This is a genomic window from Microtetraspora sp. AC03309, assembly GCF_020826795.1.
Lineage (GTDB): Bacteria > Actinomycetota > Actinomycetes > Streptosporangiales > Streptosporangiaceae > Microtetraspora > Microtetraspora glauca.
Window position 1 is genome coordinate 12,905 of record NZ_JADDIL010000088.1, and the last position, 24,426, is coordinate 37,330.

At 71.5% G+C, this 24,426-nt stretch carries 19 protein-coding genes; 8 read left to right on the top strand and 11 right to left on the bottom strand.

Features of this window, described 5'->3' with window-relative positions:
- Nucleotides 1–10: 10 nt before the first annotated feature.
- Together IMZ11_RS36300 and IMZ11_RS36305 are read right to left on the bottom strand one after the other, a co-directional pair.
- Entirely contained in the window at nucleotides 11–808 is a 798-nt protein-coding gene (locus tag IMZ11_RS36300) for an ABC transporter permease subunit (protein ID WP_228646988.1), read from the bottom strand.
- Nucleotides 805–1,752 (bottom strand): ABC transporter ATP-binding protein, encoded by a 948-nt coding sequence (locus tag IMZ11_RS36305; RefSeq protein ID WP_228646990.1) that lies wholly within the window; start codon nucleotides 1,750–1,752, stop codon nucleotides 805–807. Before IMZ11_RS36305 ends, IMZ11_RS36300 begins: the two co-directional genes overlap by 4 nt.
- Before the next feature lie 135 nt (nucleotides 1,753–1,887).
- Between IMZ11_RS36305 and IMZ11_RS46485 the strand changes: the two genes are divergently transcribed.
- From IMZ11_RS46485 to IMZ11_RS36330, 5 genes are all read left to right on the top strand, one after another.
- Nucleotides 1,888–3,123 carry a sensor histidine kinase gene (locus IMZ11_RS46485; protein ID WP_228646992.1) on the top strand — a complete coding sequence of 412 codons (1,236 nt, stop codon included), beginning with the start codon at nucleotides 1,888–1,890 and terminating at the stop codon, nucleotides 3,121–3,123.
- Complete coding sequence (locus IMZ11_RS36315; RefSeq protein WP_228646994.1) at nucleotides 3,120–3,776, top strand: response regulator transcription factor; 657 nt, start codon at nucleotides 3,120–3,122, stop codon at nucleotides 3,774–3,776. The genes IMZ11_RS46485 and IMZ11_RS36315 overlap by 4 nt, the downstream gene beginning before the upstream one ends.
- 252 nt (nucleotides 3,777–4,028) lie before the next feature.
- On the top strand, nucleotides 4,029–4,562 hold the full coding sequence (locus IMZ11_RS36320) for a PadR family transcriptional regulator (protein WP_228646996.1): 534 nt from the start codon (nucleotides 4,029–4,031) through the stop codon (nucleotides 4,560–4,562).
- Nucleotides 4,559–5,308 (top strand): ABC transporter ATP-binding protein, encoded by a 750-nt coding sequence (locus tag IMZ11_RS36325; protein ID WP_228646998.1) that lies wholly within the window; start codon nucleotides 4,559–4,561, stop codon nucleotides 5,306–5,308. The genes IMZ11_RS36320 and IMZ11_RS36325 overlap by 4 nt, the downstream gene beginning before the upstream one ends.
- 5 nt (nucleotides 5,309–5,313) lie before the next feature.
- On the top strand, nucleotides 5,314–7,101 hold the full coding sequence (locus IMZ11_RS36330; RefSeq protein ID WP_228647000.1) for an ABC transporter permease: 1,788 nt from the start codon (nucleotides 5,314–5,316) through the stop codon (nucleotides 7,099–7,101).
- Between the two features lie 60 nt (nucleotides 7,102–7,161).
- On the opposite strand, the gene IMZ11_RS36335 is transcribed toward IMZ11_RS36330, so the two are convergent.
- The 4 genes from IMZ11_RS36335 to IMZ11_RS36350 all read right to left on the bottom strand — a co-directional run bounded on the left by IMZ11_RS36335 (nucleotide 7,162) and on the right by IMZ11_RS36350 (nucleotide 13,271).
- Nucleotides 7,162–8,175 carry a pyridoxamine 5'-phosphate oxidase family protein gene (locus tag IMZ11_RS36335; RefSeq protein WP_228647002.1) on the bottom strand — a complete coding sequence of 338 codons (1,014 nt, stop codon included), beginning with the start codon at nucleotides 8,173–8,175 and terminating at the stop codon, nucleotides 7,162–7,164.
- A complete protein-coding gene (locus tag IMZ11_RS36340) occupies nucleotides 8,175–8,819 on the bottom strand; it encodes a hemerythrin domain-containing protein (protein WP_228647004.1) in 645 nt (214 codons plus the stop codon). The genes IMZ11_RS36335 and IMZ11_RS36340 overlap by 1 nt, the downstream gene beginning before the upstream one ends.
- Nucleotides 8,820–8,864: 45 nt before the next feature.
- Nucleotides 8,865–12,158 carry a BTAD domain-containing putative transcriptional regulator gene (locus IMZ11_RS36345; RefSeq protein ID WP_228647007.1) on the bottom strand — a complete coding sequence of 1,098 codons (3,294 nt, stop codon included), beginning with the start codon at nucleotides 12,156–12,158 and terminating at the stop codon, nucleotides 8,865–8,867.
- A 207-nt stretch (nucleotides 12,159–12,365) separates the two neighbouring features.
- Nucleotides 12,366–13,271: a LysR family transcriptional regulator gene (locus tag IMZ11_RS36350; RefSeq protein WP_228647009.1), complete on the bottom strand. Its 906-nt coding sequence runs from the start codon at nucleotides 13,269–13,271 to the stop codon at nucleotides 12,366–12,368.
- A 79-nt stretch (nucleotides 13,272–13,350) separates the two neighbouring features.
- Between IMZ11_RS36350 and IMZ11_RS36355 the strand changes: the two genes are divergently transcribed.
- Nucleotides 13,351–14,307, top strand: coding sequence for an EamA family transporter (locus tag IMZ11_RS36355; protein ID WP_228647011.1), 957 nt, complete (start codon nucleotides 13,351–13,353; stop codon nucleotides 14,305–14,307).
- A 3-nt stretch (nucleotides 14,308–14,310) separates the two neighbouring features.
- Here IMZ11_RS36355 and IMZ11_RS36360 read toward each other — a convergent pair whose 3' ends face one another.
- From IMZ11_RS36360 to IMZ11_RS36370, 3 genes are all read right to left on the bottom strand, one after another.
- On the bottom strand, nucleotides 14,311–14,460 hold the full coding sequence (locus IMZ11_RS36360) for a hypothetical protein (RefSeq protein ID WP_228647013.1): 150 nt from the start codon (nucleotides 14,458–14,460) through the stop codon (nucleotides 14,311–14,313).
- 185 nt (nucleotides 14,461–14,645) lie between these two features.
- Nucleotides 14,646–16,481 (bottom strand): FtsX-like permease family protein, encoded by a 1,836-nt coding sequence (locus IMZ11_RS36365; protein ID WP_228647015.1) that lies wholly within the window; start codon nucleotides 16,479–16,481, stop codon nucleotides 14,646–14,648.
- 5 nt (nucleotides 16,482–16,486) lie between these two features.
- The gene (locus tag IMZ11_RS36370) at nucleotides 16,487–17,215 is read right to left on the bottom strand and encodes an ABC transporter ATP-binding protein (protein WP_228647032.1); all 729 of its coding nucleotides are present in this window, start codon (nucleotides 17,213–17,215) and stop codon (nucleotides 16,487–16,489) included.
- A 304-nt stretch (nucleotides 17,216–17,519) separates the two neighbouring features.
- On the opposite strand from IMZ11_RS36370, the gene IMZ11_RS36375 reads away from it, so the two are divergent.
- Together IMZ11_RS36375 and IMZ11_RS36380 are read left to right on the top strand one after the other, a co-directional pair.
- Nucleotides 17,520–18,173 carry a response regulator transcription factor gene (locus IMZ11_RS36375; RefSeq protein ID WP_228647017.1) on the top strand — a complete coding sequence of 218 codons (654 nt, stop codon included), beginning with the start codon at nucleotides 17,520–17,522 and terminating at the stop codon, nucleotides 18,171–18,173.
- Nucleotides 18,170–19,252, top strand: coding sequence for an ATP-binding protein (locus IMZ11_RS36380; protein WP_228647019.1), 1,083 nt, complete (start codon nucleotides 18,170–18,172; stop codon nucleotides 19,250–19,252). Before IMZ11_RS36375 ends, IMZ11_RS36380 begins: the two co-directional genes overlap by 4 nt.
- Before the next feature lie 175 nt (nucleotides 19,253–19,427).
- Here the strand turns inward: IMZ11_RS36380 and IMZ11_RS36385 are convergent, their stop codons facing one another.
- Together IMZ11_RS36385 and IMZ11_RS36390 are read right to left on the bottom strand one after the other, a co-directional pair.
- Nucleotides 19,428–20,567, bottom strand: coding sequence for a HupE/UreJ family protein (locus IMZ11_RS36385; protein WP_228647021.1), 1,140 nt, complete (start codon nucleotides 20,565–20,567; stop codon nucleotides 19,428–19,430).
- Nucleotides 20,568–20,634: 67 nt separating this feature from the next.
- On the bottom strand, nucleotides 20,635–24,426 hold a 3,792-nt coding region (locus IMZ11_RS36390; protein WP_228647023.1), incomplete at its 5' end, for a metallophosphoesterase.

Here is a 24,426-nt window from a genome sequence, read left to right on the forward strand (position 1 = left end):
CGGCAGGTGGTCAGACGTCGCGGCGGTGTACGACGAGCAGGGTGAGGACGGCGGCGGCCAGCGGCCACAGCGCGAAGACGGCCCAGGACCCGGCCACCGTGGGCAGGGCGGGGTCGTCGCGGAGTTGGGGCAGGCCCAGGCAGGTACGCCAGACGTAGAAGGGGACCAGGGCGTACAGGTCGTTGAGCCACTGGTGGACGGTCGGCTGCAAGAACGTCGGCACGATGACCAGCACGGCGCAGACCGTGACGACGGCGGCCGCGGTGTGCCGCAGCAGCGCCCCGATCCCCATCCCGACCAGCGCTGAGACCGGCGCGAGCAGCGCGTTGGCGGCCAGCACGCGCACGACGGCCGGGTCGCCGAGCGAGACGGCGACGCCGCATCCGGACAGGATGGCCTGGCTGACGCCGAAGGTGGCCGCCGAGATCAGCGCGCCGGTCGCGAGCATGACGGTGGCGACGACGGTCAGCTTGGCGGCCACGACGCGGTGACGGGCCGGGACGGCGGTCAGGGTGGTGCGGATGAGGCCGGTGGCGTACTCGCCCACGATGGTGAGCGCGCCCACCGTTCCCGCACCGATCATGAGCATGGTGGCGCTCAGGCCGCTGAACGCCTCCGACAGGGAGTTGAACCTGGCCCTCTCCATCGGGGTGAAGTCGGGCCAGCCGTTGTAGGCTTCCAGGCTGCTCTGCACGGCGAACGCGATGATGGCCAGTATGCCGAGGCCGAACAGCCAGCGGGTGGAGCGCAGCGACCAGAGTTTGATCCATTCGGCGGCGATGAGATCGCCGAAGCGGGCTGAGGTCATCGTGGGTCACCGGGCCCTACCGAGCTGTGGTGCTCGGCCCGGTGTTCTGCCCGGTGCTCGGCGTGGCCGGCGGTGAGCTCCATGAACGCCTGCTCCAGCGAGGCGGCACGTGGGGCGAGCTCGTACAGCAGGATGCGCCGCTCGTAGGCGAGTTCGCCGATGCGGGCGGCGCTCAGCCCGGTGACGGTCAGGCCTGCGCCGTCGTCTTGCCGTACGTGGGCTCCTGCGTGGGTGAGGACGGCGGCGAGTTCGGCGGGGTCGGGCGTGCGTACGGTGACCGACGCGCCGGTGCCGCGGGCGGCGAACTCGGTCAGGCTCTCATCGGCGATCAGTTCGCCGCGGCCGATGACGATGAGCCGGTCGGCGGTGTGCTCCATCTCGCTCATCAGGTGGCTGGAGACGAGCACGGTGCGTCCTTCGCCGGCCAGGCGCCGGAACAGGCCGCGTACCCAGCGCACCCCTTCGGGGTCGAGGCCGTTGACCGGCTCGTCGAACAGCAGCACCGGCGCATCGCCCAGCAGGGCGGCGGCGATGCCGAGCCGCTGACGCATGCCCAGGGAGAACCCGCCCACCCGGCGGCGGGCCACGCCCTCCAGCCCCACCTCCCGCAGCACCTCGCCCACCCGGCGGCGCGGCAGGCCGTTGCTGCGGGCCAGCGCGGACAGGTGCGCCGCCGCACTGCGCCCGCCGTGCACGTCACCGGCGTCCAGCAGCGCGCCGGCGTGCCGCAGGCCGGCGCGATGCCGGGCGAACGGGCGGCCGTCGATGGTGGCGGTGCCGCTGGTGGGCCGGTTCAGCCCGAGGATCATCCGCATCGTGGTGCTCTTGCCGGCCCCGTTCGGGCCGAGGAACCCGGTGACGCAGCCCGGCCGCACGGTGAACGTCAGGCCGTTGACGGCCGTCACCTCGCCGTAGCGCTTGGTCAGTTGGTTGACTTCGATCACCCGGCCAACGGTGTCGCAGGCCGGGCAGGCGTGACATCTGGCCGCAGGCCGGTTTCCGCGCGGGCGGGGGTGGCCTTCGGGCATAGGCCGGCAGGCCGATGCCCGCGGCGGAAGCGGATGATTACGATCGACCGGGTGCGCGAAGAAACGCTCAGGCCACCCTTGACGCAGCGGCTGCCGCATGGTGTGCGGACGGCGCTCACCTGGTGTGCCGTCGTGGCCATCCTGCCGCTGCTGTACGCCGTGACTCTGGCCGATGACGAGAGTCTCCTGCCGGTGGGCGCGATGCACGCGGGCTTCGCCGCCGCGATAGTGCTTCCTCTGGTCTGGGCCGGGCGGCGGCCGTGCGCGGTGCTGGCGGTGCTGCTGGCCGAACTGCTCGTGGCCATGGCGTTGGCGCAGCCCGCGGAGCGGATCTGGCCGCTGATGCCGGTGGCCGACATCCTGGTCTGTTTCCTCACGGCCACTCGTTCACGCCGTACCGGCCTGGCCGCGGCGACCACCACGTTGATCGTCCAGGAGGCGGCCTGGCACGTGGCTCTGCTGACCCGGGGGTTGCGCGTCTTCGCGTCGGGCTTCCTCGCGCTGTCGGTCCTGCTCGGCCTGGGCGTCGTGGTCGCCTGGATGGCGGGCACGGCGCTGCGGCAACGGCGCGAGTACGGCCAGGCGCTGCGTGCGCAGGCCGAGCTTCAGGCGGTCACGGCCGACCGGTTGCGCATCGCGCGCGAGCTGCACGACATGGTCGCGCACAGCATCGGCGTCATCGCCATCCAGGCCGGCGCGGGCGCCCGGGTGATCGACAGCCGGCCGGAGCAGGCGCGTGACGCGCTCGGCGCGATCGAGGCCGCCAGCCGACAGACCCTGCAGGGACTACGACACATGCTCGGCGTGCTCCGCGAGCCCCCCGCCGCCTCGGAGCCGGAACCGGCGCCCTTGTCGGGGCTGGCAGACCTCGACCGGCTCGCCGAGACGACCACGGCCGCCGGCGTCCGCGTGGACGTGCGCCACCAGGGGAAGCCACGCGGGCTGCCCCCCGCCGTGGACCGGTGCGCCTTCCGCATCGTTCAGGAGTCGGTGACCAACGTCGTCCGCCACGCCGACGCTCGCCACTGCCAGGTCGTCCTCGACTACGCGCCCGAGGAACTACGCATCGACATCGCCGACGACGGACGCGGCACGGTCACCACTCCGGCCTCGCCCGGCAGCGGGTACGGGATCGCCGGCATGCGTGAGAGAGCCGCTCTGCTGGACGGCCGCCTCAGCGCCGGACCACGTCCCGAGGGCGGCTTCCGTGTCACCGCCACCCTCCCGCTGCCAGATCCCGCCGCAGCGCTTGAGCGCGCCCAGACCACTCACGTGGAGGCACGTTGACCGTCCGCGTCGTGCTCGCCGACGACCAACCGCTGATCCGCGCCGGTCTGCGCATGGTCATCGACGGCGCTCCCGACGTCGTTGTCGCCGGGGAGGCCGGGACGGGAGCCCAGGCGATCCAGCTCACCCGGCGGCTACGTCCCGACGTCGTCGTGATGGACATCCGCATGCCCGGCATGGACGGCATCGAGGCCACCCAGACCATCACCGCCGAATCTCCGGACACCCGCGTGATCATGCTCACCACGTTCGACGACGACGGCAACGTTTACGCCTCGCTGCGGGCCGGGGCGAGCGGGTTCCTGGTCAAGGACATGGCGTTGGAGGACATCCTGTCCGCCGTTCACGTGGTCGCAGCCGGCGACGCCCTGATCGCGCCCAGCGTCACCCGCCGCCTCATCGCCGAGTTCGCCGGCCGCCCCGAACCCCGCCCGCGGCCGCGCGAGTTGGCGAGCGTCACCGCGCGAGAACGCGAGGTGCTGACTCTGGTCGGGCGCGGCCTGTCCAACGCCGAGATCGCCACCCACCTGCACATCAGCCCCGGCACCGCCAAAGCCCACATCGCCAGCCTGCTCACCAAACTCGGCGCCCGCGACCGAGTCCAGCTCGTCATCGCCGCCTACGACGCCGGCCTGGTCTCCCCTGCTCCATGAAACCCGGGGATTCGAGGCCCTCCCGTGAGGCGTTTTGGTGATCTTCCCTCGGAATCGCTCGTCTATGAGAACCATGGAGTCTTCCGCACGGGTTCACCGTCCTCGGCGGGACGGGTCCACCGGCCCGCCCCATCGCCTCTGCCTTTCCTCCATCCCTCAGTCGGCCGCGGGTCAGTCCTGGAGATCGCCGCGTAGCGTTTTGACACTTTCTATGGGTAACCGCTATCTATTGGCCAACCGTTAGGGGGTGACATGCAGGACGCAGTACTGGCGATGCTCGCCAAGGAGCCGTCGCATGGGTACCACCTGCACGCGCGGCTGCGGCGCAGTCTTGGCCCGTTGGGCGAGTCGATGAACCGCGGTCAGATCTATGTGACGTTGGCCCGGCTGGAGCGAGCGGGGCTCGTCGTCTGTGAGCGGGCGGACGGCCTGCCCGAGCGGCCGGAGCGCAAGGTCTATGCGCTGACACCGGCCGGGCAGCAACGGGTGACCGCCTGGCTGGCCGAGGTGGGCTGGCCGAAACCGGACCTGGCGGAGTTCCATCTCAAGCTCGCCGCTGCCGCCGCGGCCCGGCTGGCCGACCCGGTGGAGCTGGTGGCGGCGCAGCGCCGGGAGCTGCTGCGCCGCTTGCGTGAGGTGCAGCAGGCGGCGCTGGCCGAGCCGGCGGGGTCGGGCGCCGGCCTGCTGCTGGAGGGAGTCGTGCTGCGGTTGCAGGCGGACCTGCGCTGGCTGGACGCCTGTGAACGGGCCTGGTCCACGGTCGATGACGAAATCGAGGGTGCATGAACGTGTCAAGTGCCGCGCTTCGTGTCCACGGCCTGGTGAAGCAGCATGGCCGGGGGCAGGGCCGGGTCCGGGCGGTCGATGACGTCGACCTGGAGGTGCCCGAAGGTCAGATGCTGGCCGTGATGGGGCCGAGCGGTTGCGGGAAATCCACCCTGCTGCACCTGCTGGGTGGCCTGGAGCGGCCCAGCGACGGGGAGGTGTGGCTGGCCGGTCAGCGCATCGACACCCTGAGCGAGCGAGCTCTGGCGCGCATGCGGCGCCGGTCGGTGGGGTTCGTCTTCCAGGCATTCCATCTGGTGGAGGAGTTGTCGGCCGCCGAGAACGTGGAGCTGCCCGCGCTGCTGGCCGGGCGTTCGCGCCGCCAGGCCAGGCGGCGCGCGAGCCTGCTGCTGGAACGGGTCGGGCTCGCCGACCGCGCCAGGCACCTGCCGTCGCAACTGTCGGGAGGGCAACGTCAGCGGGTCGCCGTCGCTCGCGCGCTGGTCAACGACCCGCTGGTCGTCCTGGCCGACGAGCCGACCGGCAACCTCGACACCGCGGCGACCCTCGATGTGCTGAGAATCTTCGAGGAGCTGCGTTCCACGGGGCAGACCTTCGTGATCGTCACGCATGACGAGCGGGTGGCGGCCACGGCGGATCGGCTGGTCTCGATGCGCGACGGGATGTTCGTCGACGACACCCGGCTGGCCGGCTCCCACACGCGCGGGCTCGGCGGGCTGATCGGGCTGATCGGGCTGGAGGACTGAACGTCATGGGCTCCATCGTGCTCGTCGTCCGCCTCGTGCTGGCCGACGTCCGCCGGCACAAGGCCCAGGCGGCGATGCTCCTGCTCGCGGTGACCGTGGCCACCTCCACGATGGCCCTGGGCCTGTCCCTGCGCGGCGTGAGCGACGCGCTGTACGAGCAGACCCGGGCGGCCACCGCCGGGCCGGACGTGGTGGCACTCTCCGGCGACGCGGGCCCCGCCGAGACCTCGGCCCTGGCCTCGCTGGCGGACGCTCCCGAAGTGGTCGCCCACCATGGCCCCTACCGCGTCGTCTACGCCGACCTCACTACGCGCGATTCCACATCGTCCCCGGTGGTGGTGCACGGCTTCGCCGAGACGCCCGGCGCGGTCAACCGGCCGCTGGTGACCTCGGGCCATTGGGTACGCCCTGGAGGCACGGTCCTCGAACGCGGCTTCGCCACCGCGCTGGGCGTCGGCGTCGGCGACCACGTCACCATCGCCGGCCGGTCGTACCCCGTCGTCGGGATCGCCGTCACCGCGGCCACCTCCATCTACCCCTGGGCGGCGCAGATCGGCCCGGGCGGCGGCCCCAGCGACTACAGCGGCCTGGCCTGGATGACCCGATCAGATGCCCGGACACTGGCGTCGTCCCAGCATCTCCCGGTGACCTTGGCCATGGACCTCAAGCTGCGCGACCCCGCCGCGACCGAGGCATTCCTCGACGCCGACCGTGCCCCCACCGTGACCAACCTCCGCTCCTGGCAGTTCACGGCCGAGCAGGACACGGTCATCCTCAAGAACAGCCAGCCCATCCTGGTCGTCGGCAGCTGGCTGCTCAGCTTTCTGGCCATCACCGGAGTGGCGGCGCTGGCCGCGGGACGCTCCGTCGAGCAGACGCGCCGGGCCGGGCTGCTCAAGGCCGTCGGCGCCGCCCCGGGGCTGATCGCCACCGTCCTGCTCACCGAGTATCTGGCGCTGGCGTTGGCGGGCGACGCGCTGGGGCTGATGATCGCCCGCCTGACCGTGCCCACCATCGCCAGCCCCACCGCCAGCCGGATCGGCGACGCGGCCGGGCCCGGCGGTGCCACCGTCGCCACGGCGACCGTCCTCGCCGTGGTGGTGGCGGTGCTGTCCACGCTGCGGCCCACGCTGCGGGCCATGCGCACGGCGACCGTCACGGCGCTGACCGCCACCGCGCGCCGGCCCCGTCACCGACCCTGGCTCACCGCGCTGTCCGCGCTGCTGCCCACGCCGCTGCTGCTCGGGCTGCGGCTGACCGCCCGCCGTCCGGGCCGCGCCGTGCTGCAGGCGTGCTCCACCGCCACCACGGTGATCGCGATCGTCGCCCTGCTGACTCTCTACGCCCAGCCGACGAGGGGCTACGGCCAGGATGGATCCTCCACCCTGCCCAATCTGCGAGACGTGCACGACCGCCGACTGCTGCTTGCGGTCACCGTCCTGCTGATCGCGCTCGCCGTCGTGAACACCATCACGCTCACCTGGACCAATGCCATAGAGGCCCGGGCGAACATGGCCATCGCACGTACGCTCGGCGCCACCCCGGGGCAGATCTCCGCGGGGCTGTCCAGCGCCCAGCTCCTGCCCAGCCTGCCCGGCGCCGTCATCGGCGTCCCTCTGGGCGTGGGCCTGCTCTCGCTCTTCGCCGCCGGGAATCCGGCGGAAGCCCCCTCCTCCTGGCTGCTCGGCGCCGTACTCACGACTCTCCTGGCGACGGCGGCACTCACCGCCCTGCCCGCACGCCTGGCAGCGCGCCGACCCGTGGCGCAGGCCCTCAGTGGCGAAACAGCCTGATCGGCCCCGCTCGGCGAACCGGCTGCGCGCTCATGGCTTCACCGAATTCGCCGCAGGCCGTCACGCTCCGGCGGATTCGCGGACGGATCCAGACGTGGGGCGGCGGACGCGGGGCACGGGCTGGCCGCGGCGGGCGGCCTCGGCCTTCAGGCGCTTCCTGAGCATCCTGCCCTGGCCGAGGAACGAGCGGTTCCGCTCGCGGCGGTTCCCGGAGAGGCTCCAGTCGTTCAGTGCCCGCTCGACCCGCACGCTCAGCCGGTCGCCCTCTCCGGTCGCGGTCCCGACGAGCACCACGTTCTCCTGCCACTCCATGGCCGGGCCGTGGCGGTGGAAGGTCAGGCACACCGGCCCCTCGGCCGCCTGGACGCCCGCGGGCAGCCGCAGGTCGAAGCCGGCTTCGGTGCGTACGGCGGAGCGGGTGCGCACGGCCAGCGGCATGCCGTCGGCGACCATGGTGACGACGGGCTCGCCCAGGCGTGCCGCGCGGTCGGCGAAGGGCCGCCAGTCCGCCGGTGGAGCCAACCGGCTCGGCAGCCGGCCCGTGGGGGCGGGATCGGAGGCGGGGACCGCGACGTCCCCCGGGCCCGTCCAGACCTCGGGCGTCCTGGACAGGTCGCCCTCGGGCCACCAGACGATCCTCTCGGGGGTGACCTCCACCCAGATGCGGGCGAAATACCACCCCAGCCGCTTCACCAGGAACCACGGCATCCCGGCGAACCCGGCACCGGTCTTGGCGAGCGACTCGCGGACGTACCGGTCGGTGTTGGCCTGCAGATCCGCGTCGCGTACGGTCGCCCGGCCCTGCACGAGGACGATGGGTGCCCGGTCCAGTTCGGTGCCCTCGGCGCTGGAGTAGAGCAGCGCGACGCGCGGGTCGCGCCGGGCGCGCTCGGCCTTGTCGGGGTAGGTGAGCCCGGTGCTCACGTCGAGCGTGCCTCCCGCGCCGACGTACGGCGTGACGGGCCAGGTGACGGGTCGGCCGTCGCGGGTGAGCGAGGCGTACTCGCAGACCATGGCGCGGTCGAAAATGTCGGCCGCCTCGCGCGGCCACGTGGTCGATGCGGATGTGGTCATCACGACTCCAAGAGAACGTTTGCGGGGGCGGTGGCGCCGTACAGGCGGGTGAAGCGCCGCCGGTAGGCCGGCCACCAGAACAGGCGGAACATGAGCCGGGCCACGATGGGCAGGTCGGCGTACGACGCCGCGAGCAGGTCGGCGTCCGCACTCGAGGCGAGCCAGCCGAAGATGACGGGGACCCGGCGGCGGCCGAAGTCGCCCATCGCCTGGCGTTTGTCGGCCTCGACGTCGTCGAGGGTGAGGTGGCGGAGCATGAGCGGCACGGCGATCCGCTCCTCGTGGTCGAGGTGCTCGTTGACGAGCTCGTGCAGCCGCCGCAGGGTGGGCGCGCGCTCGGCCAGGGGCACCCCGCGATCGGAGGCGGCCGCGATGAGCGGGTCGAGCACGGAGTGCTCGGACTCCAGCTCGGCCAGCACGTCCGCCGCCTCCGGGGCGCGGCCGACGAGCGTGGGCCACAGGCCGTCGTCCTCGTGCGAGTGGTGGGCGTGCAGCATGTCCAGCACGAGCGCGAGCTGCTCCTCCAGCAGCTCCTCGTGCGCGTCGTCGCGCGGGTTGCCGCACGCCTCGGCCAGGCGGCCGAACTCGGCGCGGAAACCGGCGTGCATCATCAGGAAGCCGGTCAGGTGTTCTGGTGTGATCATCGCTCTGTCCCCTCACGTGTCGGGAACAGAGTGCGCGACCCGCCTCTACGTGCACTTGTCGAGGGCTTGTCGGGCCCTTGCCAGCCAGTAGCCCGCGCCCGCCTGCTCCAGCAGGCGCACCGCCTCCCGCAGGTGGGCCAGCGCCCCCTCGCGGTCCCCGAGCGCCAGCAGCGCCTCTCCCATGTGGCCGTCGTACGCCCCGTCGACGGTGGTGCACGTGCCGTTCACGTGCAGCAGCCCGGCGAAGGGACGGAACGCGTCGTAGACCTCCCGCGCGACGTCCGGTTCGCCGAGCCGGATCGCCGCGTGCAGCCGGCACATGGTGGCCATCGCCCAGTGGTAGTCGCGCGGCGGCGGAGGGGTCTCACGCAGGAGCCGCCGGGCGCGCTCGTGCTCGCCCAGCTCCGCCAGCGCGTACGCCAGGGCGTAGGCGGGCCCTGCCAGGCCGGTACGCCGGAACATCTCCTCGACCCATGCCACCTCCTCGCCGAGGCGGTCCTCGTGGATGAGCGTCTCGGCCCGTACGGCGAGCATGCTCACCTCGAAGTACGCGAGATCGGTGAACGACAGCGTCGCCCTGACGGGCTCGAAGTGGTGGGTCGGGTCCGGCACGCCCTGGAACAGGTCGAGCCCCACGTGCGCCACCGCCGCCTGCATCGCCAGCGTGGGATTGTGCAGGTCGCGCAGCAGCATGTCGATCTCCGTCAGCAGCGCGCGAGCCTGCGGTACCCTGCCGTGCTCCACGAGATGAACGACGAGGTGGAGCTGTGCGATCACCCTGAGCTGGGACGACAGGTCCGGCTCCGCCAGCAGGCGCCGCGCGGTCTCGGCGCGCTGCTCGATGAAGTCCTGTCCCTGCATGGCGAGCAGCCGCAGGTGGAGCACGCGCCGCAGCGGGGCGGGGTCGTTCAGACGCTCGGCCGCCGCCACGGCCTGCGACGAAACCGGGCCGACCTCGTCCTCGCGACCGGTCTGGGCGAGCACGACGGCCCGGACGGCCTGTGCCGTCGCCCAGGCCGACGTGGACGGCGGCAGCTCTCGCACGGCCCGGTCCGTCGAGTCCCGCAGGGCGGCCACGTCAAGGCCGTACCGGAAAGGCACCCAGACGCCGTGTCCCATCGCGATGTCGGCGGCCCTGACGGCCTTGTCCAGATCGGCGCCGGCCATGGCGAGCGCCTGCTCGACCGCCTCGTAGCCCTCGTCGAACCGCCCGGCGGCGTAGCGGCTCTCTGCCAGCCCGACGGCGAGCTCGAACCGCTCGGCCGCGCCGGTTCCGGCCAGCTCGGCCGCCGCCAGCGCCTCCTGCCACGACACGGCCGCGTCGTCGGGCGCGTGCCGCCGCAGGGCCGCCCGCGCGGCGCGGGCGGAGTAGTCCATCGCCATGCGGGCGGGCTCCGCGCCCAGCTCCGCCGCCGCCAGCCAGTGCCGCGCGATCACCGCCGCGCGGTCGTCCCGGTCCCCGTGGACGCGGGTGAGGACTCCCGCGACCCGCTCGTGCACGCCCGCCCGCCACAGCCGCGACCGACGCGACAACAACGCGTCGGTCACCAGGGCGTGCGCGAACTCGTACACACCCAGCCGGTACGACGACTCCCGGATCAGCCCCGCGTCGAGGGCCGCGTCGAGCGGCGGCAGCAGGTCGCCGACCGTGCCGCCGGCGACCTGGGCCAGGACGCCCGCCTCGAACTCGTCGCCCATCAGGGCGGCGAGCTCCAGCACGCGGGCCGCCTCCTCCCCCAGGCCCGCCACCCGGTGCAGCACGACGTCGAGCACGCCCTGCGGCAACTCCTCCCCCGCCCGGGCCAGCTCCGCGAGGAAGAACGGGTTCCCGGCGGTGCGCCCGCGCAGCTCCTCGGCCTTGCGGCTGCCCGGGTCGCGGCCGGACAACTCCCGGACGAGCGCGCGGACCTCCTCGGCGGCGAGCCCGTCGAGCCCGAGCCTGCGCGCGCCGAGCCGCGACAGCGCCGACAGCGTGGCGGTGAGCGCCGACGCCTCGTGCCGCCGGAAGGTCGCCACCAGCAGCAGGCCCGGCCGGGCGGTGGACGCCACGTGGACCAGCAGTCGCAGCGTCGCGTCGTCGGCCGCGTGGATGTCCTCCAGCACGACGATCACCGGGCCGACGCCGGCCAGGAACGTGCCGACCGCCTCGAAGAACCGCAGCCGCGCCCCCTGCGCGTCGGACGCCGGGATCGCCTCCAGCCCGCCCGACAGGAACGTGCCCACCTCGTCGGGCAGGGCGGCCTCCGGGGCCGCGGCGGCGAGGGCGCGCAGGACCCGTTCCCAAGGCCACAGGGCGGGCGCGGTCTCGTGGTCGGGACTCGACCCCCAGCCGACCGGCACGTCGGCGGTCGCGCGGAACCGCTTCAGCAGGCTCGTCTTGCCGACGCCCGGCTCGCCGTCCACCAGCACGACCTGCCCGGTGGCGGACGACGCCTTCGCCGCCTCGTTCAGGAACTCCAGCGCGCTCTCGCGGCCGACGAAGACCGGCTGGTCCGCCGCGGACTCGGGAGCCCCGCGTGCCGTCGTCCGTGCCAGAGGCCGCCGCGGGACCTGCGGCGTGGCGGGCCGCTCCGGCGGGAGCAGCGTGGCGTCCTGGCGCAGCACCGCGCCTTCGAGTTCCCGCAGCCGCGGCCCGGGATCGATGCCCAATTCCCCGGCGAGTACCTCCCGCACCCTGCGCAGGCATTTGAGGGCCGCCGCCTGCCGGCCCGCCCGGTAGTGGGCCAGCACCAGCAGTTCCCAGGCACGCTCCCGCAGGGGGTGTTCGCGGACGAACGGGTCCAGCCGCGCGACCACGTCCGTGTGGCGGCCCAACTCCAGCAGGGCCGCGGCCAGCCCCTCCACCGCGTCCAGCCGCATCTGCTCCAGACGGCCGATCTCGGGCTGCGCCCACTCCTCGGAACGCACGTCCGCGTACGGGTCTCCCCGCCACAGGCCGAGCGCCTCGGCGAGTGCGGCCGCCGCCTCCTCGTGCCGCCCGTCGGCCAGATAGCCGGACCCGGCCGACACGAGCGTCTCGAAGTCCCTCGTGTCGAGGCCGAGCCCGCCGGTCATCAGGCCGTACCCGTCGGCGGCGCTGACCAGGACGGTCGGGGTCGTGCCCGGCCGCCGGTCGGGCTCCAGCCGGCGGCGCAGGTTGGAGACATAGACCTGCAGGTTCCCCTGGGCGCTGGCCGGCGGGTTGCCGGACCACAGCCGGTCGGTCAGGAGGTCCGCGGGGAGCACACGGTCGGCGTGCATCGCGAGGAGTGCCAGGAGGGCTCGCTGCTTCGGCGGTCCGGCCGGTATGGCCTGTCCGGCCACGACGAGTTCCATGGGTCCGAGGACGTTCAGCCGCACGGGCCAATGGTAGGGAGGCGCCTTTCAACCGGTCCAGTTGTTCCGTTTCGGGAGCCGACCGGCGTTCCGGCATCACGACCGGGATCGTACGAGCCGTGCGGGAGACCTCCTGGGACATGGGATCCGCCTGGCCGAGGAGATCGGTTTCGCCGCGTTCGAGGCCGGCGGGACGTACTCCTTCGGCAAGCCGAGCGGGCCCGGACGGGTTCACGGGTCTTGCCGGTTCCGCCCCGTGAGGAGATCGGACGGGATGCCGAGGACGGTGAGGAAGGCGGTCGCCGCGGGCGTGAGGCCGAAGCGGCTCCAGACCAGGTGCTCGACGCGGGCGGGCGCATCGGTCACCGGGACGGTGGCCACGCCGGTGAGCTGGGGCGTGTAGGTGGACGGCAGCATCGCGACGCCGAGACCTTGCTGGATGAGCCGGGCCATGAGATCCGCCGCGGTCACCTCGAAGGCGACGTCGCGGACGAGTCCCGCGGCGGAGAACGCCTGGTCCGATTGGATGCGGCCGGCTGTCCCGGCCGGGAAGTCCACGAACACCTCCGAGGACAGCCGGCGAAGGTCGACATCCGGCTCCTTCGCGAGCGGGTGAGCGGGAGCGACCACGGCGACGAGCCGGTCACGGGCCAGCTCGTACGCGCGTACGCCCTGAGGGCGGGCCGTGGCCGGCAGCCCGAGGAAGGCGACTTCGACGGCGCCCTGCTTGACATGCTCGACCAGCTCCTCGCTGGCGCCTACGCGCAGGCCGATGCGCACGCGCGGATACCGCCGGTGGAAGTCGTGCAGCGCGGCCGGGATGTCGACAGCGGCGACGGTGGGGATCACGCCCACGGTGAGCCGTCCGCGTATCTCTCCGACGGCCGCGGCGACGTCGGCGGCGGCTCGCTCGGCGGCGTCCAGACATTGGCGGGCGGCGGGGAGGAACGCCTCACCGGCGGGCGTCAGCCGTACCCGGCGGCTGGTGCGGTCGAAGAGCCTGGCGCCGAGTTCCCGCTCCAGGCGTGCGATCTGGTGGCTGAGGGCGGACTGGACGACGAGGCACCGCTCGGCGGCGCGGGTGAAGCTGTTCGTCTCGGCGACGGCGACTACATAGCGCATTTGCTGAAGCTCCATCGATCCATCGTCTATCAAGATGGATGGAGTGAAAAACATGCATTGGACTCATTGATGTGCGTCGCCCGAGACTGGCTTCGTGACGAACACGACTGCACACGCGATCTCCGTGGAAACCGATAGCGGCGCCAGCTATGGGAACCTGTCTCGCACCGCGGTGACGGCGCTGGGGCCCGTCGTGTGGGGCACGACGTACGTGGTCACCACCGAGCTTCTTCCCCAGGGACATCCGATGTTCGCGGGACTCCTCCGCGCGTTGCCCGCAGGCCTGATCGCCCTGGCGCTCACGCGAACCCTGCCGCGCGGGGCGTGGTGGGGGAAAGCGGCGGTGCTCGGCGTGTTGAACATCGGCCTGTTCTTCCCATTCCTCTTCACGGCGGCCGAGCGGCTGCCGGGAGGCGTCGCCGCCACTCTTGGCGCGGCCCAGCCGATCATCGTCGCCGTCCTGGCCATGGCGATCCTTCATGAGAGCCCGTCCGCACGGCGCTTCGTCTGGGGGGTGGTCGGCGTCGTGGGCGTCGGCCTGGTGGTGATCGGCCCGAACGCGGCGTTCGACGGCGTCGGGCTCGTGGCGGGCCTCGCCGGGGCCGTCACGATGGCTCTCGGGGTGACGCTCACCAAGCGCTGGGGGCGTCCCGCCGGAGTCGGACCCACCGCGTTCGCCGGCTGGCAGCTCACTGCCGGCGGCCTGTTCCTGGTGCCCGTCACGTTCCTCATGGAGGGCCCGCCGCCCGCGGTGGACGGGCCCGCCGCCCTCGGCTACCTCTGGCTGGGCCTGTTCGGAGGCCTGATCGCCTACGTCCTGTGGTTCCGCGGCGTCACCATGCTGCCGGTCACCTCCGTCGCGGTCCTCGGCCTCCTCTCGCCGATGGTCGCCGCGCTTCTCGGCGCCGTCCTGCTCGGTCAGACACTCGGCCCGATCCAGCTCGTGGGCTTCGCGCTCTCGCTTGCCGCGATCGTCGCGGCGCAGCTTCCCACGCGTACCGGTCCGCGCACCTCCGTCCTGAACATCGTCAAGGAGAGGACCGGCCGATGAGGATCATCGGTGACAGACGACTTCCAAGGTGACGCCGTCGGGGCCTTCCCAGAACGTGGCGTAGTAGGCGGGGCCGTACTGGGGGAACTCCTGCGGCTCGTACAGGACGTTCGCACCCCACGTGGTCGCCCACTCGTGCAGGCGATCGACCACCCGACGGTCTCCTCCATGGTCACGCTCGGTGGCGCTCGTGCAGCACCGGGGCAGCGGGCTTGCCCGCCTCGGTGGACGGGCTGCGCTTCGTCGTGCCCAAGCACAGCATCAATACCGGGCCTTCGCCGAATACGGCCGGATCGCCAACACGCCGCACCTGCTGGCGACGTGCCGTGGCGATCGGCTTAGAGAGTCGCCGTCACGGGACGGCGGCCGCCAAGGCGGGCGGGAACAGAGGTGAGCGCCGCCACCACGAGCACGGTTGCCGGCACCAGGGCGATCAGCTGCCAGGACGCGGGAAGCGTGGCCCTGTCGCTGTCGCCACCGATGATCGTGTTGATGGCGGCGAACAGCGCCCAGCCTCCCGGGAAGACACCCAGGACGGCACCGAGGAACGCGGGCAGCACCTGCGCGGTCGCCAGGGCGACGGTCGTTTCCTGCGGGGTTGCGCCGAGTGCGCGGGCCAGCGCCGACGCATGCCGGTTGTCGAGCACCGTCGCCCAGGTGATGACGATGGCGTTGACGGCCGCCAGGGAGAGCAGGATGACCGTCCAGACGAGGAGCACGTGCCGCAGCACCGCCACCTGAGCTTCGGTGTACGCGCCGGTGCCTGACTGGTCGCCGAGGAAGGCGTTGAGCACCAGCAGGACGTAGATCCCGCTGACCGTGACCGCGATGCTGACCACGCCCAGCACGACCCGTCGCGGCCGGCGGGCGGCGACCCGCGAGGCGAGCAGCAGCGGGACGGGAAGTCGTGCCGAGAGAGCGATCAGCCAACCGGTGCGGCGAGGTGGGCGTGCCGCGTCGGCCAGCGCGCCGGCGGTGCCGGCGCGGGCCGCGCGCACGGCCGGAACAGCGGTCGCCACCACCGCGACGCCGAGTGCCACGGCGGTCACCAGACCGATTGTGGACCAGGTCGGCGACGCCGTCCCCGCGCTGCCGACGAGGCCGGCACTGGACTCGGTGAGCAACGGGGCGGTCAGCGATCCGATCGTCAGCCCGGCCGCGGCCGCGACGACGGCCACGAGGAGATACTCCACGAGCAGCACGGCAGCGACCAGGCTCGGGGTGCCGCCGACTGCCTTGAGGAGTCCGACGCGTCGGTGCTGGTCGGCCATCCGGCCGCCGACCAGCACCGCGAGACTGGCCACGGCGAGCAGACCGAGCAGCCAGGCGCCGATGAGCAGCAGGATCTGGGAGTCTTCGGCCAGGTCGGTGGCGTCGGCGAGAATGCTCTGCCACGCCTGCATGGGCATGGCGCCGCCGTGATCGCCGCCGGTCCGGTCGATGAATGCCTCGGCTTCGTCCGGGTCGGCCAGCTTCAGGTTCATCACATAGGACAGGGAGCTTCGGTCCGAGGCGAGGCTCCGCAGATCCGCCTGGGCGAGCCAGGCCAGCCCGGGATTGTGCAGCAACCCCGCAGGCAGGTCCCGGTCGTTGGGGATGGCGCCGTTGATACAGCCGGCCGAGACGATGCAGGACGCGCCGGGATAGGGCGGCATGGCGGCGGTGACGGCGACGCCGACGACCTTGAACGACCTACCGGCCAGGGTGACCGAGTCGCCGACGCCCACGTCCAGTGAGTCGGCGAAGGCGGCCTCGAGCACTACTCCGCCGTCGCTGACCCAGCTGCCTTGCGTCACCTGGGGCTGGTCGACCGCCGCGACAATGGCGTCGCGTCCTTCGACCTGCACGTCCGACGTCCGGCCGGACGCCTCGATCTTCCCCGCGATGACGGGGTACGGTCCGCTGTGCGCGGTGACGCCGGGGGCGGTGGCCAGTTTGTCGAGCTCCGCGAGGTCGGCGAGGTCGGTGGCCCGGCCGACGGCGACGACCACGTCGGGTCCCTTGGTCGCCGCCCGGGTGCTTTGGTAGGGGTCGCCGGCCGCGTCGCGCAGGACGAGCCCGAGCGTCAGCGTCGTGGTGGCGGCCAGGATGGCGAGCAGCAGAAGCGCGGCCTCGGTACGGCGCCGCCGGAGGTCTCGCATGGCGAGACGGATCACGAGGAGGGTACGGCCCACGGTGGTCAGTCCTCCAGCCCGACGAGCGCGCCGAGCTGCCCGGTGGTGCCGCCGGTCGGCCCGGTCTCGTCCATGAGCGCGCCGTCGCGCATCGAGAACTTCCGGTCCGCGGTGGCCGCGATCCGCGCGTCATGCGTGACGATGACCAGCGTCTGCCCGGAATCGCGCAGGTCCTTGAAGAGCTGGAGGACGTCCAGGGTGGCGGCGCTGTCCAGGTTTCCCGTCGGCTCGTCGGCGAGGACGACCAACGGTTCGTTGCTCAACGCCCGGGCGACCGCGACCCGCTGCCGCTGGCCGCCCGACAGCGCGGAGGGCAGGAAGCGCGCCCGGCCGGCGAGCCCGACCTGCTTCAGCAGTTCCTCCGCACGCCGCCGGGCGGCCCGGGGCGAGCGTCCGGCCAGCAGCGCCGACAACTCGACGTTCTCCACGGCGGTGAGCTCCTCCATCAGGTGGAAGGACTGGAAGACGTAGCTGACGTCGGTCCGCCGCATCCGGGCCAGGGCCTTCTCACTGATGTTGTCGATGCGCCGGTCGTTCAGCCGCACCTCGCCGCCCGAGGGTCGGTCCAGCCCGCCGAGCAGGTGCAGCAGCGTGGACTTTCCGCAGCCGCTCGGTCCCATGATCGCCACCGTCTCTCCCGCGCTGACGTCGAGATCGACGCCGTCGACGGCGCGCACCAATCCTTCCCCTCTGCCGTACTCCTTCCGCAGCCCGCGGGCGCTCAGTACGGGCATGTCGGCGGCATTGCTCACGATCCACTCCTTCGATGGGTCCAGTTCTGCTTGCGGGTCTTGAGCCGGCGCAGGTCCGCCTCAAGCGGGAGGTCGAGGACGCTCTGATTCACGGTGTCCCCGATGAACGCCGGAACGCCGTTGGCGATTCGAGCGCGGACGCGGGTGCGGATATGGAGGAGGCCGTCACCAGGACGACCGCGCAGAGGGATCTGACCATGGCCGCCAGCGTGGCCTGAAGCGGGTTGCACGGTCGTGAACGGATCCGTTAACGCCATTGAAACCGCGGTTCGCGTATGAATGTCGCGTGCGGATTCTGGTGGCCGAAGACGAACGCGACCTGGCCGATCTCGTGGCGGTGGGGTTGCGCCGCCATGCCATGGCCGTCGACGTGGTGTACGACGGTGCCGCCGCGGTGGAGCGGCTGGCGGTGCACGACTACGACGTTCTCGTGCTGGATCGGGACCTGCCCGAGATGCACGGCGACCTCGTGTGCCGTGAGCTGGTGGCGCGCGGGAGCCGTACGCGGATCCTGATGATGACGGCGGCGGCGTCGGTGCCGGAGCGGATCGCGGGTCTGGGGATGGGGGCCGACGACTACCTGCCCAAACCGTTTGACTACGCCGAGTTGGTCGCACGGGTGCGGGCGCTGGGGAGGCGCAGCCAGTCGGCGGTACCGCCGGTGCTGACGCGGCACGGGATCATGCTCGACCCGCACCGGCTGCAAGCCTCGCGGGACGGGCGGCACCTGCACCTGTCACTGAAGGAGTTCGCCGTCCTTGAGGTGCTGATGAGGGCGGACGGCGCGGTCGTGAGCTCCGAACGGCTGCTTGAAGAGGCCTGGGACGAGAACGCCGATCCGTTCACGACGGTGGTGCGGGTCCTGATCAGCCGCCTACGGGCCAAGCTGGGTGACCCGCCGTGCATTCAGACCGTTCCCGGTGCGGGATACCTGCTGTGACGACGATCCGGGTACGGCTCATGCTGATCTACTCCGGGCTGTTCCTGCTGACCTCGGTCGTGTTGCTGGTCACGGTCAACCTCCTGCTGCGCCAGGCGCTGAAGACGCGGATCGCCCGACTGCCCGGCGGGCCGGTGGCGCCGCATCCGCAGCCGCATCCGCAGCTGCCCGAGCTGGTGAACGACGTGATCGGCTACCAGTGGGAGACGACCACCTTCACGGTGGGGATCTTGACGCTGATCTCGCTGGCCGTCGGTTGGCTGGTCGCCGGGCGGATCCTGCGGCCCATCCACCGGATCACCGCCACCGCGCAGCGACTGTCCCTGTCGACCCTGCACGAACGGATCGCGCTCACCGGGCCGAAGGACGAGCTGAAGGAACTGGCCGACACCTTCGACGCGATGCTCGACCGGCTCGAACGCTCCGTCGAGGGGCAGCGGCGGTTCATCGCCAACGCATCCCACGAGTTGCGGACCCCGCTGGCCGTCCAACGGGCGGCGATCGAAATCGGGCTCCCCGAGGACGGCGGCGAGATCCGCGGCACGCTCCTGCGCCACAACCGCCGCGCGGAGAACCTCATCGACGCCCTGCTGGTCCTGGCCCAGGCGGAACACGGCCTGGACAACAGGAGCCCGGTGGCCCTGGACCAGGTGACACGGCTCGTCCTGGCGGAAACAGGTTCGGACGGCGTCACCGTGACGGGGAGGGCGGAGCCGTTCGTCGTCGACGGGGACCCTGTCCTGCTGAACCGGCTCATCACCAACCTCCTCGACAACGCGGTCCGCTACAACCGTCCCGGCGGGACCGTTGAGGTAACGCTCTCCCGTGGAGTGTTGACGGTTCGCAACACCGGCCCGCACGTACCCCAGGAACGTTTCGGCGATCTCTTCGAACCCTTCCGGCGGCTGCACACGACCCCCGGACAGGGCACCGGACTCGGATTGTCGATCGTCGCGGCGATCGCGAAGGCTCACGGGGCCGACGTGCGAGCGAACCCCAACCCGGGTGGCGGGCTGGAGATCGTCGTGGCTTTCGCGGGATCCGAGGACGCAGCCCCCGTAGGAGGAACAGCGGGGTGATACATGCGACACAGAACCCGCACCATCTGACAGATTGCGATCAGGAGCCGAGAAGGGCGGAGCTGGGCGGTTTCCTCGCCAGATGTTTGTGAGACCGCGCGACTCACCCCTGACCGTGCTCACCGGACTGGGCTATGACATCCTTCTGATGGTCGCCGTCTGATCGGCTCCCCCGTCAGAGCGGCAGTGGGATGCGGTCGAAGAACCAGTACAGGCTGACCGCCACGATGGGGACCGACATCGCGACCGTCACCCAGCGGGCCGCGGACGTCCGGCGCACCAGCACCAGCAGCGGGAAGAGCACCGCGATGATCGCGAGCTGGGTCACCTCGATGCCGATGTTGAAGCTCAGCAGTGACAGGAGCAGCCCCCACGACCCACCCTCGTCGATGTCCAGCGCGCTCGCGAAGCCCAGCCCGTGCATCAGGCCGAAGGCGAAGACGACCGGCAGCCGCCACTTGCCCCATCCGGCCTCCTCGCGGCCCACGAGGTTGGCGACCGCCACGGCGATGATCGACACTGCGATGACCGGCTCGACGATCTTCGCGGGGACGTCCACGATGCCCATCGCCGCCAGGAGGAACGTGATGCTGTGGGCGACCGTGAAGGCGGAGGCCGTGATGACGACGTCGCGGAGGCGGCGGGCGCCGATGAGCAGGGCGAGCAGGAAGAAGATGTGGTCGAGGCCCGACAGCAGATGCTCGGCACCGAGCAGGAAGAACTCCCCGACCTGGTGCGAGGCCAGGCGCTCGCCGATCCGCAGCGTCGGGTTGCCGGCGCTCAGGACCGCGGAGCCCGTCCTGCCGTCGAGCGTGTATCTCACGAGCGTCTCCGTGCTGTGCACGAAGCTCTCGGCGTCGGGGAAGAGGGCGCTCGAGATCGCGTGCCGGCCGGCACCGTCGCCCTCGCAGGCGTAGTCGAGGGTCACCACCGCGAAGGCCACCTTGTCGCGGTCGCGCACGTCCGCGTCGCCCACGGTCGTGGGCGTGCACGGCTTGTCGCCGTACGCCACGGCGAAACGACGCGTGACGTAGTCGGCGACGGCGACATGGTTGATCTTGAGTTGGCGGAGCTGCTCGGTCCGCTCCTTCGCCTCGTACGCCTCCGCGTAGAGCCAGGCCGACTTCATGAGGAGGTCGTATTCCAGGTCGAGCACCGCCCTGACGTGCGCGCCCGTTCCGGTCACCACGGCGTGGGCCTTCGTGGTCGCGTCGTGCGCCGCCGCCGGAGCGGGCAACGCCAGACCGGCCAGTACGCCGCCGAGGACGTGGACGAGAGCGAGGACGACGGCGGACAGCCAGCGCCTGCGAGGCATGTCGAGTTCTCCAGAATGCGGGTGAACGCCGCCCCGGACCGGGTCCGGGGCGGCGGCCACGGATCGGTTACTTGCGCTGGAACCAGCGGTACAGAGGCGAGTCCGGTCCCCACTTGCCGGGACCGCCGTGCTCGTCCTTCGTGACGAAGACGCTCGGCTCGGAGGCGGTCACGCCGCCGCCGGTGGAGCGTGCCGTGACGAACCAGGCGTAGGACGTGTCAGCCTTGAGGCGGTCCCAGACCACCGAGGCGACCTGACCCGACGCGACCGTGCTCGTGCCGACGACCCGGGTGGGCTTGTAGATCGCCAGGGAGTCGGTCGTGAAGCTCGTCGTACGGGTGGTGAGGTCGACCGGGAGCACCATGTTGTCCTCGCGCCCGTCGTAGCGGCGCAGCGGGTCGAACTCGCCGGCGCCGAAGTCATTGAGCAACGGGGAGTAGGTGTCCACGGTCAGCTCCGACCGCTTGACGTTGAACTGCAGCAGGCGGAAGAAGCTCGCACCGAACTGGAGCTGGTCGTTCGGGTTGTATCCGCCGACCTCGGTGAGCCCGAGGCGGTCGGCCGACACCGTGTAGAACTGGTAGTCCGCCAGCAGCTCGACGACTCCCTTGCCGACCTGGCCCACCTTCGGCTTCACGTTGGTGGCCACACCGTGCTCGTGCCCGGCGAGGATGAGGAAGACGTTCGGGTTCTTCTCGACCACCGTCTTGTACAGCATCGAGCCGTCGGGAGCCGAGAATCCGGCGCCGCGGCCGTCGGGGTTGGTGCTCGGCACGAGGTAGTCGTGCGAGAGCAGGATGCCGTTGCGGCCGGGGAACCGCTTGAAGATGGAGTCGGCCCACTCGGCCTCCTCCCGCGTGACGCCGTACGACAGGCCGACCACGACGAAGTCCACCCCGCCGGCGGAGAACAGGTCGTAGTGGTTCTGGTTGTCGCCTTCCTTCCACGGCCCGCCGTACTCCGCGTGCTGCCAGCCCTGCGCCGCCGTCTGGTACCGGCCGGGGCCGTAGTACTTGTTGTAGATCGCCTCCGGCCCGTCCTCCGTGCCCGACTGGTTGTCGTGGTTGCCGGCGATCACGCCGTTCGGGATGTCGGCCTCGTCCAGCACGCGCTGCTGGCGGGAGGACACCTCGAGCTCGCCGACGACCTGCTTCCGCATGGCCTCGTCCGCGGGCTTGCGGATGTTGTTCTCGATGATGTCGCCGGTGTGCGCGACGTAGGAGATCTTGCGCGGGTCCTTGTTGTCCTTGATCCAGTTGACGATGCCGGCGTAGGCGGACTCCCACACCGCGCGCTCCTCGGCGGTCTCCTGCTCCACCGCGCCCTCGGAGATGTACTGCGTGTCGGTGAAGTGGACGATCGAGAAGTCGTACGTCGAGGGGTCGGCGAAGCCGTTCGGGTCGCCGGGGTCGATGTCGTCGGCGAACGGGTCCTCACCGGTCACCATGACGTGGACCTGCTGACCGTCGATGTACTCCGCGCCGACGACGGCGGTGAGCACGGTGGTGCCCTCGGCGGCGCCGCGGGAGCTCGTCAGGAGGTCCCACGCCTTGGTCTTGGTGTTCCACGCGCGCAGGGACGCCAGGCGCTCGGGGTCGATGACGCCCTCCCAACGCAGGACCGGCGCGTCCACGTGGCCCTTCACCTGGATGTCGAACCGCTGGTAGGTGACGTCCCGGCCGGCGGGCGCGTCGAGGGTCGCGCCGTCAGCGGGGTCGAGCCCCTTGGTCGTGACCTTCTCCTCGCCGGGCACCCGCAGGGTCGTGGGGACGGACGCGGCCACGCCCTGGTACGCCTGGTTCGGGGTCAGGATCTCGGCCTCGGAGAACGTCGCCGTCACCTTGCCGCCGCCGGGCTCGGCCACCTTGGCCGAGAGCGTGACGGACTTCGACACGTCGACGCTGCCCACCGCGGGTGCCAACTCGGCGGGGACGTCCGGGACGCCCGCGGACTCGAACGCGATCTCGCGGGTGGCGGTGTTGCCGAGCCCGTCGGAGCCGGTCACGGCCAGGGTGTGCGTGCCGGGCGACAGCCCGGGGCCCACCTGGGCGCCCAGCGCGATCGGCCGGCCGTCGAGTGTGACGTCCGGCCCGGACACCACGCCGGAGGCGTCCTCGAGCGTGACGTCCAGCACGACCGAGGCGATGATCTTCTCCCCCGCGGCCGGGACGCTCGCGGCGACCTTGGGCGCGGAGTTGTCGGTGATCAGCGTACGGGTGGCGGTCTCCCCCGTCGTCGAGGCCGCGGCGAGCGTGTGCTTGCCGTCCTTGATCGCGGTGGTGTCGAGGTCCGCGCGCAGACCGCCGGCGGGCCCGTCCACGAGGAACTCGAGGTCGATCTCGGTGAGCAGGTTCACGTTGTCGCCGCAGTTGCCGTCGCCCATGCTGTACGAGCTCTTGAGCATCTGGCCGGTCGCCGTACCCCGCACCGGGGCGAGGGCGATGTTCGAGATCGCGAAGTCGTCGCGGTTGGCGCCGCACGACGTCGGATACGTGCCGGCCACGAAATCGATCGTGTTCCAGCCGGGCACGAGGTACTCGTTCGGGAAGGTGAAGTCCACGCGCCGGCTGACGAAGTCGCCGTCGAGCACGACCTTCCGCCCGTTGACGAGCAGGTAGTTCTGGTACCGGGCCTCGATCGAGTTGCTGCCCACGGTGAAGCTGAGGGTCGCGTCACCCGAGCCGAGGGTCTGGACGACGTGCACCGGCCGGGCGTCGATCGTGTAGTGCAGTTCGACATCGCGGAGGGCGGTCTGGCTGCTGCCGCACGTGCCGTCACCTATGTCGTACGACGGCTTGATGTCCTTGCCGGTCACGGTGGCGCCGTCGAGGGCGAGGTCGAGATCGGCGATGGTGAAGTCGTCTCGGTCGATCCCGCAGGACGCCTTGTAGTCCCCGGTCACCACCTTGATCGTGTTGTCGCCGGGCACCAGGAACCGGGCGGGCACCGCGACGGCGACGCGCCGACCGGCCCAGGAGCCGCCCAGGTCGATCCGCTTTCCGTTGACGAGTATGAAGTCGTCGTACTTGTCGTCGATCGAGTCCGCGCCCACGTCGAAGCTGAACGTCGCCACCCCGTTACCCAGGGTGGCCTTCGTGGCGGGCTCGGCGCCGTCGACGGTGAGGGACGTGACGCCGCCTCCGCCCTCGGCGGGTACGGTCGCGAAGACCGACTGGTCGCCCGCCACGAGCGTGCCGTCGGTGGGCAGCAGCCGGGGCGCCCCGGCCGGAGCGTTGTTCACGGTCACGCTGTTCTTGACGGTGCCTCCGGCCGCGGTCTTGGCCGTGATGGCGTGCTCGCCGTTGGCCAGTGTCGTGGTGTCCAGGTCCGCGGCGAGACCCGTGGTGCCCTGTGGGTCGCCCTGAACGAAGAACGTCAGCTTGGCCTGCTTGAGCAGTGAGGTGTTCGAGCCGCAGTTCCCGTCGCCGAAGGAGAAGGTGTACGGGTTGTCCTCGCCGTCCGCGACCTCGCCGAGGAGTTCGAGGCTCACGTCGGACAGGACGAAGTCGTCGTGGTTGACCCCGCAGGAGCTGTCGATCGCCCCGGCGAAGATCTCGATGGTGTTCTCGCCCTTGACGAGGTGCTCGTTCGGGATCTCGATGGTCGCCCGCTCGTTCATGTGGTCGCCGATGTCGCTCCGGTAGGCACCGTTGACGAGCACGTAGTTGTGGTACCGCGCCTCCGTCGAGTTCGAGCCGACATCGAACCGGAGCTTGGAGACGCCCACCGTCCGGTCGGCCTTGAGCGCGGCGCCGTCGACGGCGAGCTCCGTGACACTGTCGCCGGCCGCGGCCGGGACCGCCGCGACCTTGACCGTGCCCTCGATGTACGAACCGCCCGCGGGGGTGAGGGTGGGAGG